The organism is Acidovorax sp. GW823-FHT02H02 (assembly GCF_058797075.1).
Map to the genome: position 1 here is coordinate 112,856 of NZ_JBXAJH010000009.1, position 15,867 is coordinate 128,722.

Below are 15,867 nucleotides of genomic sequence, written 5' to 3' on the forward strand. Positions count from 1 at the left end.
CTTATTTTGACAGCAGCCGCATGGTTTCTTCCAGCCCCTTGAGTGACAAAGGGTACATGCGGTTGCCGATGAGCTGCTGGATGATGCTGATGCTCTGGCGGTACTGCCACACACCCTGGGGTTCGGGGTTGATCCAGGCAAACTTGGGGAAAGCGTGCGTGAGGCGCTGGATCCACTCGGCGCCGGCTTCCTCGTTGTTGTATTCCACGCTGCCGCCGGGCTGCAGGATCTCGTAGGGGCTCATGGTCGCGTCGCCCACGAAGATCAGCTTGTAGTCCTTGTTGTACTTGCGGATGATGTCCCAGGTCGGGAATTTTTCGGCAAACCTGCGGCGGTTGTTCTTCCACATGAAGTCGTACACGCAGTTGTGGAAGTAATAGAACTCCAGGTGCTTGAACTCGGTCTTCACGGCACTGAACAGTTCTTCCACGCGCTGGATATGTTCGTCCATGGTGCCGCCCACGTCCATGAGCAGCAGCACCTTCACGTTGTTGTGGCGCTCGGGCACCATCTTGATGTCCAGGTATCCGGCGTTGGCTGCCGTGCTGCGGATGGTGTCGGGCAGGTCCAGCTCCAGCTCATGCCCCTCGCGCGCGAACTTGCGCAGGCGGCGCAGGGCCACCTTGATGTTGCGCGTACCCAGTTCCTGCTGGTCGTCGTAGTCCTTGTAGGCGCGCTGCTCCCATACCTTCACGGCGCTCTTGTTCTTGCCAGCACCGCCAATCCGGATGCCCTGGGGGTTGTAGCCGCCGTGGCCAAAGGGCGAGGTGCCACCCGTGCCGATCCATTTGCTGCCGCCCTCGTGGCGCTCTTTCTGTTCTTCGAGGCGCTTCTTGAGCGTCTCCATGAGTTCGTCCCAGCCCATCTTTTCGATGGCGGCCTTTTGCTCGGGCGTGAGTTCGTTCTCCAGGATCTTGCGCAGCCAATCGGCGGGGATCTCCTTGGTGAAGTCGGCCACCATTTCGACGCCCTTGAAGTAGGCGCCGAACGCCCGGTCGAACTTGTCGTAGTGCTTCTCGTCCTTGACCAGCGTGAGGCGCGAGAGGTTGTAGAAGTCGTCCAGGCTCCACGCATCGTCCGACTTGGGGCCCACCACGCCGGCCTGCAGGGCTTCGAGCAGGGTGAGGTATTCCTTGACCGAAACCGGCAGCTTGGCAGCGCGCAGGGTGTAGAAGAAGTCGATCAGCATGATTCTGGCCTCCGGCACTTACCGGGTAAGCGCATGACGCTCTAAAAGATATAGCAACTGTGCCCGGGCCTCGGGCCACTCGCCCGCGCGCATGCTGTACATCACCGTGTCGCGGATGGTGCCGTCGCGGCGCAGCGCGTGGCCGCGCAGCACGCCATCCTTTCTGGCGCCCAGGCGCTCGATGGCGCGTTGCGAGGCAAAGTTGTAGTTGTCGGTGCGCCAGCCCACCACATGGCAGCCCAGCGTGTCGAAGGCGTGGCCCATCATGAGCAGTTTGCAGGTGGTGTTGACATGGGTGCGCTGCACGCTTTGGCAGTACCAAGTCCAGCCGATCTCCACGCGGCGCACCGCAGGCACGATGTCGTGGTAGCTGGTGGAGCCCAGGACCTTGCCCGTGGCGTCTTCGACCACGGCAAAGGCAAAACGGTTGCCCTGCTCGCGCATGGCGAGCGCGCTTTCGATGTAGGCGCGCGTGCCCTCGGGCTCGGGCACCGAGGTGATGCGCAGCTTCCACAGCTCGCCATCGGCCGCCGCAGCGGCCAGGCCCGCTGCGTGGACGAGTGCCAGCGGCTCCAGGCGCACGCCACGGTCGCGCAGGATGACGGGTTCCACCAGCGCCATGGTCACTGCTCCGATTTCGTGCGGCGGCTGGCGCGCCAGCGCCGCGCCGCATGCAGGCCCAGGCCCCCGCCCAGGCCCACCAGCGCGATGCCCGCCAGGCTGGCGGTGCCGTAGCCTGCGGCAAAGATGTCGAAACCCAGCCACCGGCCCAGCCAGAAGCCTGCCAGCGCGCCGCCGACAAAGCCCACGGCGTCGGATGCGCCTTCCATCAGCAGTCGTTTGGTGTCAGTCATGCAATAAATTGAGTAGGGGGTGGCTGTGGTGCGCGAAGCTCATCGGTTTCGCTGGTTCATGAACACCAGCTTCTCGAACAGGCTCACGTCCTGCTCGTTCTTGAGCAGCGCGCCCACCAGCGGGGGCACAGCCACCTTGTTGTCGGCGCTTTGCAGCGCCGACAGCGGTATGTCTTCGGCCACCAGCAGCTTGAGCCAGTCGAGCAGCTCGCTGGTGGAGGGTTTCTTTTTCAGGCCCGGCAGATTGCGCACGTCGTAGAACGTCTTCATCGCCACGCCGAGCAACTCGCTCTTGAGCGTGGGGAAGTGCACGTTGACGATCTGGCGCATCGTGTCGGCTTCGGGGAACTTGATGAAGTGGAAGAAGCAGCGGCGCAAAAACGCGTCGGGCAGCTCCTTTTCGTTGTTGGAGGTGATGAACACCAGCGGGCGGTGCTTGGCCTTGATGAGCTCGCGCGTTTCGTAGCAGTAGAACTCCATGCGGTCGATTTCGCGCAGCAGGTCGTTCGGAAACTCGATGTCGGCCTTGTCGATCTCGTCGATCAGCAGCGCCACGGGCCGGTCGGCCGTGAAGGCCTGCCAGAGCACGCCCTGCACGATGTAGTTGCGGATGTTCTTCACGCGCTCGGCGCTGTCGCCATCATTGAGCTGGCTGTCGCGCAGGCGGCTCACGGCGTCGTATTCATACAGGCCCTGCTGCGCCTTGGTGGTGGACTTGATGTGCCACTGCAGCAGCGGCATGTCGAGCGCCTGGGCCACCTCCTCGGCCAGCATGGTCTTGCCGGTGCCGGGCTCGCCCTTGATGAGCAGGGGGCGCTGCAGCGTGATGGCGGCGTTCACCGCGAGCATCAGGTCCTGGGTGGCGACGTAGTTCTGGGAGCCTTGAAATTTCATGAACGAAACACCGGAATGTTGATGGATGGGCTTGACAAGCGCTGGCTATAATCGCCGACTGATCAGAGCCCCGAGCTGAACCTTCACACGATTGTGCGCGCAAAATGAACAAGACGTTGACCACGATATTCGCCCTGGCTGTCGCTTCCGTGACGGCGATTGCCCAAGCCCAGGAAACCAAAGGCGATGTCGAAGCCGGCAAGCAGAAAATTGCGATGTGTATCGGGTGCCACGGCATTCCGGGTTACCAGTCCAGCTTTCCCGAAGTGCACAAGGTGCCCATGATCTCGGGCCAGAGCGGCAAGTACATTGCTGCCGCGCTCACCGCCTACAAGAAGGGCGAGCGCAAGCACCCCACCATGCGCGGCATTGCCGATTCGCTGACCGAGCAGGACATTGCCGATGTGTCGGCCTACTATGAGCAGCACGGCAAGACCGGCGCCGAAGTGGCCGCCAAGCCAGGCCGCGAACCCAGCGTGCAAGTGGCCGAGCTGCTGAAAAAGGGCGCCTGCGTGTCCTGCCACGGCGACAACTTCGCCAAGCCCATCGACCCGTCCTATCCCAAGATCGCGGGCCAGCATGCCGACTATCTGTTTGTGGCGCTCAAGTCGTACAAGGTGGAAAAGAACGCCCATGTGGGCCGTGGCAACGCCATCATGGGCGGCATCGCCAAGCAGTTCACCAACGCCGAACTGAAGGCGCTGGCAAGCTATGTGGGTTCGCTGGATGGCGACCTGCACACCGTGCCGCAATCGCGCTTCCGTTGAGCTGAGCACCTCAGGGTCTGGCTCCGCCGACCCACGCCATTCGCCAAGAGCCCGCAGCCAGCGGGCTCTTTTGTTTCTGCCGGCAGGCAGGGTGCCGGCAATCGCAGCTGCCGGTTTATCTGGCACGCTGCGCAGGGGCTTGGTTGCCCATTGGGGGTCTCGTTGGTAAAGTGACCCTATGCATATTCTGGTTTTTCCCGCCTGTGTCCGTGCCGCCGAGTCGTCCAAGACGGCTGCGCTGCCCGCACGCGCCGTGCAAAGGACGGGTGTTCAGAAACCAGCTTCGCCGGCCGCAGATTCCTAGGCCCGGCGGTTTCTTCTTCCCAAGAGCGTCATCGAACCACCGCCGGGCAGTGTTGCCGGACCAGCGCGCGCGCATGTCGTGCTGCCGCGATGGAGCTTCCGGCTTCCCTCCGCTCACGTTCCGTGGTTTTTCGTGGCGTGGGCGCATGGATGGCGCAACCCAGCGCGGCGCCCTGCGCCGGCCGTTCGTACGCTTACCGGGAAGTTTCATGCACCTCCGATCCATTGTCGCCCTCACCGATTTTTCTGCCGCCGCCGAACAGGCGATGGACCGTGCCGCCATGGTCGCAGCCAGCCACCATGCGCGCTTGCGCATCCTCTACGGCACCGACATGCCCGACCCCAAGTTCACCGATCCGCACGCGCGGCTGGAGCAGCGGGCGCGCCAACTGGCCCGGCGCCATGGCATTGCCGTCGTTGCAGGAGGGCGGGGCACCGGCGACGTGGTGACCGATGCGCTGGCCGCAGCGGCGGGCGCTGACTTGCTGGTGATGGACCGGCGTGCGCATTGCAGCTGGATGCACCTGCTGCGGAGCTCGCCATGGGCGCGGGTGCTGCGCGGCAGCCGCTGTCCGGTGCTGATCGTGCAGAACACGCCCAAGGGTGCCTACCAGCATGTGCTGGTTGCGGTGGATTTCTCCGAGGCCGCAGGGGCGTTGGTGCGGTATGCCGGGGGGGTGCAAGCCGAGGCGCGGCTGGAGCTCTACCACGCCATTGACCGCCGCGACGAGGCCAGGCTGCGCAGCGCCGAGGCATCGATGCAAGCCATTCAGAGCTATCGCGCAGAAGTGCGGGAGCACGCACGCCGCAAGATGCTGCCGCTGGCCACCGCTTTTGACACCCGCCGCAACCGGGTCGCCACGGTCATCGGGGCTGGCGATCCTGCGTGCCAGCTGGCGGTGCAGCACCAGGCTTCTGGTGCCGATCTGATTGCCGTCGGCCATACACGCCGCTGGGCAGCCTTTGCGTGGTTGATGGGCAGCGTTGCGGTGCGGCTGGTGGGCGGCGTGCAATGCGATGTCCTGGTGTTTCCCCGCGACTATGCGCTGCAGCAAGGGCGCATGGCGGCGCCCAGGCGCGCGGTTTCCGGTGTGTCTGCCTGACGCCTTCGCTGGCGCGCTCAGTCCCGTGTGGCGCGGCGCTGCACGCAGGCGATGTAGGCATCGCCGTCCGGCGGGCGGCCTGCGCGCTGGCTCTCCCACAGCATCTGGCCCAGGCAGTCCATGGTGGCGTGGTGGGCGTCGTGCAGGGAGTCCAGCCGTGCCGTGAGCAGCTCGACCGCCTGGCGGATCCCGCGCGGCTGGTCGATGCTGCACTGCTCGCTGATCGACAGGTGCATCGACAGGTGCAGGAACGGGTTGGTCTGCTCTGGTGTTTCGTCGTAGTTGCGCGCCACGGCGGCGTCGGCATCGGACAGCTCGGCGTGGTATTCGGGGTGCTCGGCGATCCACAGGCTGGCCAGGGTTTCGATGGCCTCCATGGGCTGGCCGCTCAGGGTCTTGGCGTGCACCGCGCAGAGGAAGCGGCGCACGTCGGCTTGGGACGGGTTGAACATGGCGCTGAGCGTAGCACGCAGATAGGCCGGCGCAGCAGGGCGCCGGCGCGCGCCCTTGCGGTGGCGTCCTACACGCGCCGCTGCTGCGCGGGCCTACAGTGGCCGGGCACAGGCGGGGAAACCGGGGGCAATGCCGTGCCTTTGTCCAACAGCCCCGGATGTGGGAGATAGGCCATGAATGCACTGCGCCTGACCGGAGTGGTCCTGATCGTGCTGGGGCTGGCCGGCTTTTTTACCGGCGGTTTCAGCTTTACCAAAGAGACCACCCAGGCCAAGCTCGGCCCGCTGGAACTGACCGTGAAGGACAAAGAGACGGTGAACGTGCCCCAGTGGCTGAGCCTGGGCGCGATTGCGCTGGGCGCGGTGGTGCTGGTGCTGGGCTTTCGCAAGCCTTGAGCGGGCGTTCTGCGGGCCTGTCTCGTGCTCCCGCTGCACGCAGGGCGGTCAGCCGTGCTGGGTGCCCAGCATGCGCGAGATGGACTGCGCGGCCCGCAGCAGGGCGGGCAGCATGGTGGCCTGCATGACCTCGGCACTGGAGCGGTTGGCCTGGCCGCTGATATTGAGGGCGGCCACGGTCTGGCCCGCGCGGTTGGTCAGCGGTGCGGCAATCGAAATCAACCCTTCTTCGAGTTCCTGATTGATCAGGCACCAGCCCTGCGTGCGTGCCTGGCGGATGCGCTCCAGCAGGGTGGGCATGTCCATCACGGTGTGCTGGGTGAAGCGCTGCGGGATCAGGCCCTGCAGCCGCGCCTGCAATGCGTCGTCGGGCAGGCCGGCCAGCAGCACCCGCCCCATCGATGTCCAGGCGGCAGGCAGGCGCGAACCCACGCCCAGATTGGTGCGCATGATCTTGTGGGTGGGCAGTCGCAGCACATAGACGATGTCGAGGCCGTCGAGCACGGCCGCCGAGCACGACTCGCGTACCTGCTCCACCAGTTCTTCCATCACCGGCTCGGCCAGGTCCCAGATGGGCATGGACGACAGGTAGGCAAACCCGAGATCGAGGATGCGCGGGGTGAGGCGAAACAGCCGGCCATCGCTTTCCACATAACCCAGCGTCTGCAGCGTGAGCAGGATGCGCCGGGCGCCCGCGCGGGTCAGCCCGGTCTGTGCGGCCACCTCGCTCAGGGTCTGCTGCGGCGCGCTAGCGCTGAACGAGCGGATCACTTCCAGTCCGCGCGCGAAGGACTGCACGTAGCTGTCGCCTGGTCTGGGGCTGGCAGGAGGGGTATTGGTGTTCATGGAGTGCTCGGCATATAATTCTTTATGCGAACATTTGTTCATTATAAGAACAAATGCGGGCGATTTTTTTGCTACTTCCCGGAAGACTTTCCATGATCAACAAGATAGCGGACTCGGTGGCGCAAGCCCTCTCGGGTGTGAAGGACGGGGCCACCGTGCTGATTGGCGGCTTTGGCACGGCGGGCATTCCCGACGAGCTGATCGAGGGGCTGATTGCCCATGGCGCACGCGACCTGACCATCGTCAACAACAACGCCGGCAACGCCGAACAGGGCGTGGCGGCGCTGCTCAAGGCGGGCCAGGTGCGCAAGGTCATCTGCAGCTTTCCGCGCCAGGCCGACAGCTATGTGTTCGATGGCCTCTACCGCAGCGGCAAGCTCGAACTGGAGCTGGTGCCGCAGGGCAACCTGGCTGAGCGCATTCGCGCCGCCGGTGCTGGCATTGGTGCATTTTTCTGCCCCACGGCCTATGGCACGGAATTGGCCAAGGGCAAGGAAACCCGCGAAATCAACGGCAAGCACTACGTGCTGGAGTACCCCATTTACGGCGACGTGGCCCTGATCAAGGCCGAAAGAGGCGACCGCTGGGGCAACCTCACCTACCGCATGTCGGCACGCAACTTCGGCCCGGTGATGGCCACCGCCGCCAAGACCACGATCGCCACGGTGCACGAGGTGGTGGAGCTGGGCGCGCTCGACCCCGAAGCCATCGTCACGCCGGGCATCTATGTGAGCCACGTCGTGAAGATCGCCCGCGTTGCCACGCAGGCCGGTGGTTTCAAGAAATCTGCATGAATCAGGCCTCTGGCGCAAAAGGAGCGAGCGTGAGCAGCTATCAAAAACGTAGTAAAGAAGAGTTGGCCCAACGGGTGGCGCAAGACATCCACGACGGCGCCTATGTCAACCTGGGCATCGGCCAGCCGACCCTGGTGGCCAACCACATCCCCGAGGGCCGCGAGGTCATCCTGCAAAGCGAGAACGGTATCCTGGGCATGGGCCCGGCGCCGGCAGCGGGCAGTGAAGACTACGACCTCATCAACGCCGGCAAGCAGCCCGTCACCCTGCTGTCGGGCGGAGCGTTCTTCCACCATGCCGACAGCTTTGCCATGATGCGCGGCGGCCACCTCGACATCTGTGTGCTGGGCGCCTTCCAGGTGTCAGCCACGGGCGACCTGGCCAATTGGAGCACGGGCGAGCCCGGCGCCATTCCCGCCGTGGGCGGCGCCATGGACCTGGCCATCGGCGCCAAGCAGACCTGGGTCATGATGGACCTGCTCACCAAGCAGGGCGCCAGCAAGATCGTCGAGCGCTGCACCTACCCGCTCACCGGCATCGGCTGCGTCAAGCGCATCTATTCCGACCTGGCCACGCTGGCCTGCACGCCGCAGGGGCTCCAGCTCATCGACAAGGTCGAGGGGCTGGAACACGCCGAACTCGAACGCCTGGTCGGTCTGCCCATCCAGGCCTGAATCTTCCCTCCACACCACCGAACACACCCATGACCCAAGCCTTCATCTGTGACGCCATCCGCACCCCCTTTGGCCGCTACGGCGGCGCGCTGTCGAGCGTGCGCACCGACGACCTCGGCGCCATCCCCCTCAAGGCGCTGATGGAGCGCAACCCCGGCGTGGACTGGGCCGCCGTGACCGATGTGCTCTATGGCAACGCCAACCAGGCCGGCGAGGACAACCGCAACGTCGCCCGCATGTCCAGCCTGCTGGCGGGCCTGCCCATTGAGGTGCCGGGCGCCACCATCAACCGCCTGTGCGGTTCGGGCCTGGATGCCGTGGGCACGGCCGCGCGCGCCATCAAGTCGGGCGAAGCCGGCCTGATGATTGCAGGTGGCGTGGAAAGCATGAGCCGCGCCCCGTTCGTGATGCCCAAGGCCGAGACTGCCTTCAGCCGCAACAACGCGGTGTATGACACCACGATCGGCTGGCGCTTCGTCAACAAGCTGATGAAGGCGCAGTACGGCGTGGATTCCATGCCCGAAACCGCCGAGAACGTGGCCACCGACTTCGGCATCGAGCGCGAGGCGCAGGACCGCATGGCGCTGCGCAGCCAGCTCAACGCCGTGGCTGCCATCCAGGCCGGCCACCTGGCGCGCGAGATCGTGTCCGTGACCATTCCCCAGAAGAAGGGCGACGCCATCGTCGTCAGCCAGGACGAGCACCCGCGCGAGACCAGCCTGGAAGCGCTGGCCAGGCTCAAGGGTGTGGTGCGGCCTGACGGCACCGTCACCGCCGGCAACGCATCGGGTGTGAACGACGGTGCCTGCGCGCTGCTGCTGGCCGATGAAGCCAATGCCGCCAAGTATGGCCTCAAGCCCCGCGCCCGCGTGGTGGGCATGGCCACGGCCGGCGTGGCGCCGCGCATCATGGGCTTCGGCCCCACGCCCGCCACGCAGAAGGTGCTGGCCCAGACCGGCCTGACCATCGACCACATGGACGTCATCGAGCTCAACGAAGCCTTTGCCGCCCAGGGCCTGGCCGTGCTGCGCGCCCTCGGCCTGAAGGACGAAGACGCCCGCGTGAACGCCTGGGGCGGCGCCATTGCGCTGGGCCACCCGCTGGGTGCCAGCGGCGCCCGCCTGGTGACCACCGCCGTGAACCGCCTGCACGAGCACGGCGGCAAATACGCGCTGTGCACGATGTGCATTGGCGTGGGGCAGGGCATTGCCGTCATCCTCGAACGGGTCTGAAGCCATGTCGATGCAAACCATTGACACTGCGGCTGGCCGCTTTCGCGTTGCCCTGGACGGCCCGGCCGATGCACCCGTGCTGGTGTTTTCCAACTCGCTGGGCACCACGCTGGAGATGTGGGATGCACAGGCACAGCGCTTTGCCCAGACGCACCGCGTGCTGCGCTATGACACGCGCGGCCACGGTGGCAGCGTGGTATCGCCCGGCCCCTACAGCTTCGACCAGCTCGGCGGCGATGTGGTGGCGCTGCTGGATGCGCTGGGCATTGCCAAGGCCAGCTTTTGCGGCATCTCCATGGGCGGCCTCACCGGCCTGTGGCTGGGCGTGCATGCAGGCGAGCGCCTGAACCATCTGGTGGTGTGCAACAGCGCCGCCAAGATTGGCACGGCCGAAGGCTGGCAAACCCGCGCCGTGCTGGTGCGCGACCAGGGAACGGCGGCCATGGCCGAGCTGGCCGCCTCGTCGCCCGGCCGCTGGTTCACCGAGCCCTTCATCGCGGCCCAGCCCGCGCTGGTGGCCCGTGCGCAAGGCTGGATTGCCGGCATCGCGCCCGAGGGCTACGCCGCCTGCTGCGAAGCCCTGGCGCAGGCCGATCTGCGGGGTGCCATCAGCGCCATCCGCGTGCCCACCCTGCTGATTGCCGGCGCCAGCGACCCGGTCACCACCGTGGCCGACGCCCAGGCCATGCAGCGCGCCATCGCCGGCGCGCGCCTGGCCGAGCTGTCTGCCTCGCACCTGTCCAACCTGGAAGCTCCCGCCGCGTTCGACGATGCGCTGGCGGCCTTTCTGGCCACGGGGGCCTGAGCCACCCGCGCGCGCAACGTACCGGAACTCGCATGAGCTACCCCCACACCAGCCCCGCAGGCGCGCCGGAGCGCGTGCTGATCACCGGTGGCGCCGCCGGCATCGGCGCCGCCATTGCCGAGCGCTGCCGCGCCGAAGGCTACCTGCCGGTTGTCATCGACCGCATGGTGGATGGCGTGCACGGCGGCTTGCGCGCCGACCTGTCGGATGCGGCAGACACCGCGCGGGCCCTGCAAGAGGCACTGGCCGGCGGCCCCATCACCCGCCTGGTCAACAACGTGGGCGTGGTGGTGCCAGCCGATGCCGAGCACCAGACCATGGCCGAGTTCGACCTGGCCGTGTCGCTGAACCTGCGCTGCGCCTTCCAGTGCATGCAGGCACTGCTGCCGGGCATGAAAGCGGCCGGCTTCGGGCGCATCGTCAACATGTCCTCGCGCGCTGCGCTGGGAAAGGAGCTGCGCACCGCCTACGCCGCCACCAAGGCCGGCCTGATCGGCATGACCCGCGTGTGGGCGCTGGAGCTGGGCCAGCATGGCATCACGTCCAACGCCATCGGTCCCGGCCCCATCCGCACCGAACTGTTCGACCGCGCCAATCCGCCCGACGCACCGCGCGCCATCGTCGAGTCCGTGCCCGTCAGGCGCATCGGCACGCCCGCGGATGTGGCCCATGCCGCCAGCTACCTGCTGGACGCGCGCAGCGGCTTCGTCACGGGGCAGGTCCTGTACGTCTGCGGTGGCATGACCGTCGGCGTGGCAGGGGTCTGACCGCATGGCAGCGCCTGCTGTCGAAGAACACCATGGGCTGCACCCTGGTGAACCCGTTCCTGGTGGACGCGATCTGCATCGCGGCCATCCTGATCCGGCCCCATCTGTGAGGCCTTGACCCTGCCTGTTGCGCCGGGGCGCGCACACGCCCTTTGCAGCAGGCCCCATTCTCCCGAGCAAGACAGAGGAAATCACCATGACCCATTCCACCCGCCGCACCTTCCTGGCCGGCCGCCGCCAGGCCCTGGCTGTCCTGGCCAGCCTGGCCGCCGGCACGGCCGCCCTGCCGGGCGCCGCCCTGGCACAGGCCTACCCCACCAAGCCCATCTCTATCGTTGTGCCTTTCTCGGCCGGCGGCACGACCGATATCCTGGCACGACTGGTGGGTCAATACCTTTCGACTGAGCTGGGCCAGCCAGTGGTGGTGGAAAACAAGGCCGGTGCAGGTGGCAACATCGGCGGACAATATGCTGCCAAGGCCGCAGCCGATGGCTACACCCTGTTCATGGGCACCGTGGGCACGCACGCCATCAACGCCAGCCTGTACAAGAAGATGCCCTTTGATCCCATCAAGGACTTCGCACCGCTGACGCGCGTGGCCAATGTGCCCAACCTGCTGGTGGTCAACCCCAAGCAACCGTTCAAGACGGTGCCCGAAATGATCGCCTATGCCAAGGCCAACCCCGGCAAGATCAACTTCGGCTCCCCCGGAAACGGCGCTTCGCCACACCTCTCGGGTGAGCTGTTCAAGTCGTTGGCCAAGGTGGATCTCACGCACATCCCCTACAAGGGCAGCGCACCGGCTGTGACCGATCTGCTGGGTAACCAGATCGCCATCATGTTTGACAACATGCCATCGGTGATCCCTCATGTGCGTTCGGGCAAGCTGCGCGCCATTGCCATCACCACTTCCAAGCGCTCGGCGGAGTTGCCCGATGTACCGACCATCGCCGAAGCCGGTGTGCCAGGCTATGAGGCCATGTCGTGGTTTGGCATGTTTGCGCCAGCCGCCACGCCCAAGCCGGTGCTGGACAAGCTCACCGGCGCGCTGGCCAAGGTGCTGGCCAACCCCGAGGTGAAGAAAAAGATTGCTGACCAGGGTGGCGAGCCCGTCAATGAGACCCCGGCCCAGTTTGCCACCTTCATCAAGTCGGAATCGGCGAAGTGGGGCAAGGTGGTCAAGGAGTCGGGCGCAAGTCTGGACTGACCGCAACCCGGTTGCTTTGAAATGGATAGCTGCTGGCGCACATGCATGGTGCGCCAGCAGCTATTCTTGTTTCAAAACGCCTGGCGCACGCGCCGCGCGCTCATACCCGCCACGCCGGCAGCTGCCAGTTGCGCCACAGCGCCAGCCCGCGCAGCCCGGCCGTCACCAGCACGCAGGCCAAGAGCGCGGCCCATTCGGGCGCCTGGAACTGGCGCAGCACCACATCGACCCAGCCGCCGGCAAAGGCGCACAGCGCATAGGGGCGGTGGTCGCTGAAGGCCTGGGGCACCTTGTTGCACAGCACGTCACGCAGCACGCCGCCGAACACCCCGGTGATCAGGCCCATCATGACGGCAATGAGCGGCGGCATGCCCAACGCCATGGCCGCATCCACACCGATGGCAGCAAACAGGCCCAGGCCAATCGCGTCGGGCAGCAGCATGGCGCGCTCGGTGGGCTGGAAGTGGCGCTGGCGCATGAACAGCATGGTGCCCACGCACAGTGCCAGGATGCCCCAGACATAGCCCGTGTGGCGCACCCAGAAGAAGGGCCGCTGGTCCAGCAGCAGGTCGCGCAGCGTGCCGCCGCCAAAGGCGGCCACGAAGGCCACCACGCACACCCCTACCGCATCCATGCGCTGGCGCGCGGCGGCGATCACGCCCGACAGCGCAAAAGCGACGGTGGCCGCGACTTCCAGCACAAAGCGCAGGGTGTGTATCCACGGGGTTTCTGGCAGGTCCATGGGGGGGGGGGATGGTGCGGTGGCGGTTCTGAGTGAATTAGCTATTGAATATATAGCTGTCGGCGCTTTTTTCTAAAGCATCAGAGGCCATCCTGGCTTGACTCCCGTGGCAAGCCCTCGGGGGCGGGGCCTTTGGCCGGGGCGGCATCGGGCGTGCGGCGCTCTTGGCGCTCCTTGGCCATCTGATCGGCCAGCTGGCTGCGCCCTTCGCGGGCCACGGCGATGTATTTGGTGCGGTCCTTGTGGTGGGGGTACATGCGGTCGACCAGTGCGATGTTGTGGGTGCGAAAGCGCTGGGTGATGGCCGTGGCCTCTGCGGGCGGCAGGCCCATCAGCTCCAGCACCGTGTGGGCGCTTTGCAGGCTCGACTCGAACAGCTCGCGCTGCACCAGCGTCACGCCTGCGTCGCGCAGATTGTTCCAATGGGTGATGTCGCGTGCGCGAGCCACGATTTGAAGGTGTGGGAAGTGCCCGCGCGCCAGCTTGGCGATCTTGAGGGATTGCTCGGGGTCGTCCACCGCCACCACCAGGATGCGTGCGTGCTCGGCGCCGGCAATGCGCAGCAAATCAAGGCGTGTGGCGTCGCCATAGAACACGCGGTAGCCAAAGGTGCGTGCCACTTCCAGCATCTCCACGCTGTGGTCCAGCACGGTGGTGGGAATGCCCTGGGCCAGCAGCACGCGCGAGACGATCTGCCCGTAGCGGCCAAAGCCCGCGATGATGATGGGCGCTTCCTGCGGTTCGGAGATTTCCTCTGCCGCCGGGGCCTTGACATGTGCATGGCGGCGCAGCAGCGCGCGGTCCAGCAGCACCAGCAGCAGCGGGCTGATCAGCATCGACAGCGCCACGGCGCCAATGAGCAGCGAGGCGGTTTCGGCCGCGAAGACCTTGGCACCCGCAGCGGCCTGGAACACCACGAACGCAAACTCGCCGCCCTGCGCCAGCAGCAGCGTGAACACCGGGCGCTCCTGGTAGGGAATGTTGACGAGCTTGGCCAGCGTGTAGATGACGATGGCCTTGGCCGCCAGAAAGCCGGCCAGGATGGCCGCCATGAGCCCGGGTGAGCGCAGGATCACGCCGAAGTCGATGCCCATGCCCACGGCGATGAAGAACAGCCCCAGCAGCAGGCCCTTGAAGGGCTTGATGTCGGCCTCCAGCTCGCGCCGGTATTCGCTGTCGGCCAGCAGCACGCCCGCCAGAAATGCGCCCAGCGCCATCGACAAGCCCACCAGCACCATCAGGTAGGCCATGCCCACCACCAGCAGCAGCGCGGCGGCGGTGAAGATCTCGGGCGTCTTGCTCTTGGCGATCCAGCGCAGCACGGGGCGCAGCAGCAGGCGCCCGCCGAGGATGATGGCGCCGATCACGCCGACGATCTTGAGGGCCTCCAGCGCCAGATCGCCGGGAGAGTGTGTGGCGCCGGCAGCCCCGGCCGCGCCCAGCAGCGGCAGCAGGGCCAGGATGGGGATGGCCGCCACGTCCTGGAACAGCAGGATGGAAAACCCTGCCTGCCCTCCGGGTGTGCGCAACAGGTTGCGTTCGGCCAGCGACTGCAGCGCAATCGCCGTGGACGACAGCGCCAGGCCCAAGGCGCCCACCAGGCTCACGCGCCAGGGCAGGCCGGCCAGCGCACCCAGCGCAAACAGCAAGGCCGCACAGCCCAGCACCTGCGCGCTGCCCATGCCAAAGATGGGGCGGCGCAGCGCCCACAGCCGGCTGGGTTGCAGCTCCAGACCCACCAGAAAGAGCATCAGCACCACGCCGAACTCGGCAAAGTGCAGGATGTCCTGCACATTGCTGACCAGCGCCAGGCCCCAGGGGCCGATGGCGATGCCCGCCGCCAGGTAGCCAATGATGGTGCCCAGCCCGAGCGCCTTGGCGATGGGAACGGCCAGCACCGCAGCGCCCAGGTACAGAAAGCCGTAGGTGAGCCAGGTGGGTGCGTGTTCCATGGGGTGTGTGCGGTGGCGGCCTGTCAGCGCAGAGTCTGGCACTGATTCTGGCACCTGTGTTGATTGCTATTTTTATAGTAGCTTGTAGCGCTTGTGGGGTAAGCTTTGGTGGGTATTTTCGTTCATATCCATGGGGCCGTGCAGCCGGTTGCTAAGATGCTTGCCATTCTTGTGTAGGGCTTCTTCATGGACTTGCAGATCTGGTTGGCATTTTTTGCGGCATCGTGCCTGATTGCGGTGTCCCCGGGCTCGGGGGCTGTGCTGTCGATGAGCCATGGCCTGTCGTATGGCGTGCGCAAGACGGGCGCCACCATCGCCGGGCTGCAGGCCGGACTGCTGATGATCTTGCTGATTGCCGGTGCGGGCGTGGGCTCGCTGCTGCTGGCGTCCGAGCTGGCTTTCAGCGTGGTGAAGGTGCTGGGCGCCTGCTATCTGATCTATGTGGGCTGGAGCCAGTGGCGCGCGGGCGAGGCCTCGCCACTGCACGGGGACGAGGCGGCACCTGCCGGCCCGTGGCAAAAGCGTTTTCTGACGGGTTTTCTGACCAACGCCACCAACCCCAAGGGCATCATCTTCATGGTGGCCGTGCTGCCCCAGTTCATGACCGATGGCCGCCCGCTGTGGATGCAGCTGCTGGTCATGGCCGCCACCACCGTGGCGGTGGACGTGACGGTGATGCACGGCTACGCTGCCGGGGCCAGCGCGCTGCGCCGCCTGATGCGCAGCGCCAGCGCGGTGCGCACCCAGAACCGCGTGTTTGGCGGGCTGCTGATGGCGGTGGGTGCGGGGCTGTTCTTCGTCAAGCGCGGCGGACAGCATGCCTGAGCGGAGCGGTTGCTTTTATTTGGATCGCTGTGCGCGCTGGATGCATGAGCGCCAGAGGAATTTTT

At 66.0% G+C, this 15,867-nt stretch carries 18 protein-coding genes; 10 read left to right on the top strand and 8 right to left on the bottom strand.

Translation table 11 applies throughout. The features are described 5' to 3' along the window. Position 1: 1 nt before the first annotated feature. From AC1RDS_RS11530 to AC1RDS_RS11545, 4 genes are read right to left on the bottom strand one after another with little or no spacing between them, the layout of a single operon-like run. Positions 2–1,189 (bottom strand): vWA domain-containing protein, encoded by a 1,188-nt coding sequence (locus AC1RDS_RS11530; RefSeq protein WP_092697003.1) that lies wholly within the window; start codon positions 1,187–1,189, stop codon positions 2–4. 18 nt (positions 1,190–1,207) lie between these two features. Then, complete coding sequence (locus tag AC1RDS_RS11535) at positions 1,208–1,810, bottom strand: GNAT family N-acetyltransferase (protein ID WP_092696904.1); 603 nt, start codon at positions 1,808–1,810, stop codon at positions 1,208–1,210. Positions 1,811–1,812: 2 nt separating this feature from the next. Beyond that, on the bottom strand, positions 1,813–2,043 hold the full coding sequence (locus tag AC1RDS_RS11540; protein ID WP_092696903.1) for a hypothetical protein: 231 nt from the start codon (positions 2,041–2,043) through the stop codon (positions 1,813–1,815). A gap of 39 nt (positions 2,044–2,082) precedes the next feature. After that, a complete protein-coding gene (locus AC1RDS_RS11545; protein WP_026437852.1) occupies positions 2,083–2,937 on the bottom strand; it encodes an AAA family ATPase in 855 nt (284 codons plus the stop codon). Positions 2,938–3,041: 104 nt separating this feature from the next. Between AC1RDS_RS11545 and AC1RDS_RS11550 the strand changes: the two genes are divergently transcribed. Beyond that, positions 3,042–3,704, top strand: coding sequence for a c-type cytochrome (locus AC1RDS_RS11550; protein ID WP_092696902.1), 663 nt, complete (start codon positions 3,042–3,044; stop codon positions 3,702–3,704). 512 nt (positions 3,705–4,216) lie between these two features. Next, on the top strand, positions 4,217–5,110 hold the full coding sequence (locus AC1RDS_RS11555) for a universal stress protein (protein WP_492227022.1): 894 nt from the start codon (positions 4,217–4,219) through the stop codon (positions 5,108–5,110). A 17-nt stretch (positions 5,111–5,127) separates the two neighbouring features. Here AC1RDS_RS11555 and AC1RDS_RS11560 read toward each other — a convergent pair whose 3' ends face one another. Further along, a complete protein-coding gene (locus AC1RDS_RS11560) occupies positions 5,128–5,562 on the bottom strand; it encodes a DUF1841 family protein (RefSeq protein WP_492227023.1) in 435 nt (144 codons plus the stop codon). A 174-nt stretch (positions 5,563–5,736) separates the two neighbouring features. Here AC1RDS_RS11560 and AC1RDS_RS11565 point away from each other — a divergent pair, with 174 nt between their 5' ends. Beyond that, positions 5,737–5,958 carry a hypothetical protein gene (locus AC1RDS_RS11565; protein WP_208859676.1) on the top strand — a complete coding sequence of 74 codons (222 nt, stop codon included), beginning with the start codon at positions 5,737–5,739 and terminating at the stop codon, positions 5,956–5,958. Between the two features lie 48 nt (positions 5,959–6,006). Here the strand turns inward: AC1RDS_RS11565 and AC1RDS_RS11570 are convergent, their stop codons facing one another. Beyond that, positions 6,007–6,804, bottom strand: coding sequence for an IclR family transcriptional regulator domain-containing protein (locus tag AC1RDS_RS11570; protein WP_092696899.1), 798 nt, complete (start codon positions 6,802–6,804; stop codon positions 6,007–6,009). Between the two features lie 92 nt (positions 6,805–6,896). On the opposite strand from AC1RDS_RS11570, the gene AC1RDS_RS11575 reads away from it, so the two are divergent. The 6 genes from AC1RDS_RS11575 (at position 6,897) to AC1RDS_RS11600 (ending at position 12,283) form a co-directional block, all read left to right on the top strand. Beyond that, complete coding sequence (locus tag AC1RDS_RS11575; protein WP_092696898.1) at positions 6,897–7,598, top strand: 3-oxoacid CoA-transferase subunit A; 702 nt, start codon at positions 6,897–6,899, stop codon at positions 7,596–7,598. A gap of 29 nt (positions 7,599–7,627) precedes the next feature. Beyond that, a complete protein-coding gene (locus AC1RDS_RS11580) occupies positions 7,628–8,272 on the top strand; it encodes a 3-oxoacid CoA-transferase subunit B (protein ID WP_092696897.1) in 645 nt (214 codons plus the stop codon). Positions 8,273–8,301: 29 nt separating this feature from the next. Beyond that, a complete protein-coding gene (pcaF, locus tag AC1RDS_RS11585) occupies positions 8,302–9,504 on the top strand; it encodes a 3-oxoadipyl-CoA thiolase (RefSeq protein ID WP_348682553.1) in 1,203 nt (400 codons plus the stop codon). Between the two features lie 10 nt (positions 9,505–9,514). Beyond that, complete coding sequence (pcaD, locus tag AC1RDS_RS11590) at positions 9,515–10,309, top strand: 3-oxoadipate enol-lactonase (protein WP_492227024.1); 795 nt, start codon at positions 9,515–9,517, stop codon at positions 10,307–10,309. Between the two features lie 32 nt (positions 10,310–10,341). Then, positions 10,342–11,076, top strand: a complete 735-nt coding sequence (locus tag AC1RDS_RS11595) for an SDR family oxidoreductase (protein WP_492227025.1) — start codon at positions 10,342–10,344, stop codon at positions 11,074–11,076. A gap of 196 nt (positions 11,077–11,272) precedes the next feature. Next, positions 11,273–12,283, top strand: coding sequence for a Bug family tripartite tricarboxylate transporter substrate binding protein (locus AC1RDS_RS11600; RefSeq protein WP_092696893.1), 1,011 nt, complete (start codon positions 11,273–11,275; stop codon positions 12,281–12,283). A 100-nt stretch (positions 12,284–12,383) separates the two neighbouring features. Here the strand turns inward: AC1RDS_RS11600 and AC1RDS_RS11605 are convergent, their stop codons facing one another. Together AC1RDS_RS11605 and kefC are read right to left on the bottom strand one after the other, a co-directional pair. Continuing rightward, on the bottom strand, positions 12,384–13,025 hold the full coding sequence (locus AC1RDS_RS11605; RefSeq protein WP_492227026.1) for a trimeric intracellular cation channel family protein: 642 nt from the start codon (positions 13,023–13,025) through the stop codon (positions 12,384–12,386). Positions 13,026–13,105: 80 nt separating this feature from the next. Continuing rightward, entirely contained in the window at positions 13,106–14,977 is a 1,872-nt protein-coding gene (gene kefC, locus AC1RDS_RS11610; RefSeq protein WP_287876378.1) for a glutathione-regulated potassium-efflux system protein KefC, read from the bottom strand. A gap of 186 nt (positions 14,978–15,163) precedes the next feature. On the opposite strand from kefC, the gene AC1RDS_RS11615 reads away from it, so the two are divergent. Continuing rightward, entirely contained in the window at positions 15,164–15,802 is a 639-nt protein-coding gene (locus AC1RDS_RS11615) for a LysE family transporter (RefSeq protein WP_092696890.1), read from the top strand. Positions 15,803–15,867: the final 65 nt, after the last annotated feature.

Bases quoted from the DNA above. Each gene is read 5' to 3' on its own strand.
- AC1RDS_RS11530 (WP_092697003.1), bottom strand. From the start codon at position 1,189: ATGCTGATCGACTTCTTCTACACCCTGCGCGCTGCCAAGCTGCCGGTT.
- AC1RDS_RS11535 (WP_092696904.1), bottom strand. From the start codon at position 1,810: ATGGCGCTGGTGGAACCCGTCATCCTGCGCGACCGTGGCGTGCGCCTG.
- AC1RDS_RS11540 (WP_092696903.1), bottom strand. From the start codon at position 2,043: ATGACTGACACCAAACGACTGCTGATGGAAGGCGCATCCGACGCCGTG.
- AC1RDS_RS11545 (WP_026437852.1), bottom strand. From the start codon at position 2,937: ATGAAATTTCAAGGCTCCCAGAACTACGTCGCCACCCAGGACCTGATG.
- AC1RDS_RS11550 (WP_092696902.1), top strand. From the start codon at position 3,042: ATGAACAAGACGTTGACCACGATATTCGCCCTGGCTGTCGCTTCCGTG.
- AC1RDS_RS11555 (WP_492227022.1), top strand. From the start codon at position 4,217: ATGCACCTCCGATCCATTGTCGCCCTCACCGATTTTTCTGCCGCCGCC.
- AC1RDS_RS11560 (WP_492227023.1), bottom strand. From the start codon at position 5,562: ATGTTCAACCCGTCCCAAGCCGACGTGCGCCGCTTCCTCTGCGCGGTG.
- AC1RDS_RS11565 (WP_208859676.1), top strand. From the start codon at position 5,737: ATGAATGCACTGCGCCTGACCGGAGTGGTCCTGATCGTGCTGGGGCTG.
- AC1RDS_RS11570 (WP_092696899.1), bottom strand. From the start codon at position 6,804: ATGAACACCAATACCCCTCCTGCCAGCCCCAGACCAGGCGACAGCTAC.
- AC1RDS_RS11575 (WP_092696898.1), top strand. From the start codon at position 6,897: ATGATCAACAAGATAGCGGACTCGGTGGCGCAAGCCCTCTCGGGTGTG.
- pcaF (WP_348682553.1), top strand. From the start codon at position 8,302: ATGACCCAAGCCTTCATCTGTGACGCCATCCGCACCCCCTTTGGCCGC.
- pcaD (WP_492227024.1), top strand. From the start codon at position 9,515: ATGCAAACCATTGACACTGCGGCTGGCCGCTTTCGCGTTGCCCTGGAC.
- AC1RDS_RS11595 (WP_492227025.1), top strand. From the start codon at position 10,342: ATGAGCTACCCCCACACCAGCCCCGCAGGCGCGCCGGAGCGCGTGCTG.
- AC1RDS_RS11600 (WP_092696893.1), top strand. From the start codon at position 11,273: ATGACCCATTCCACCCGCCGCACCTTCCTGGCCGGCCGCCGCCAGGCC.
- AC1RDS_RS11605 (WP_492227026.1), bottom strand. From the start codon at position 13,025: ATGGACCTGCCAGAAACCCCGTGGATACACACCCTGCGCTTTGTGCTG.
- kefC (WP_287876378.1), bottom strand. From the start codon at position 14,977: ATGGAACACGCACCCACCTGGCTCACCTACGGCTTTCTGTACCTGGGC.
- AC1RDS_RS11615 (WP_092696890.1), top strand. From the start codon at position 15,164: ATGGACTTGCAGATCTGGTTGGCATTTTTTGCGGCATCGTGCCTGATT.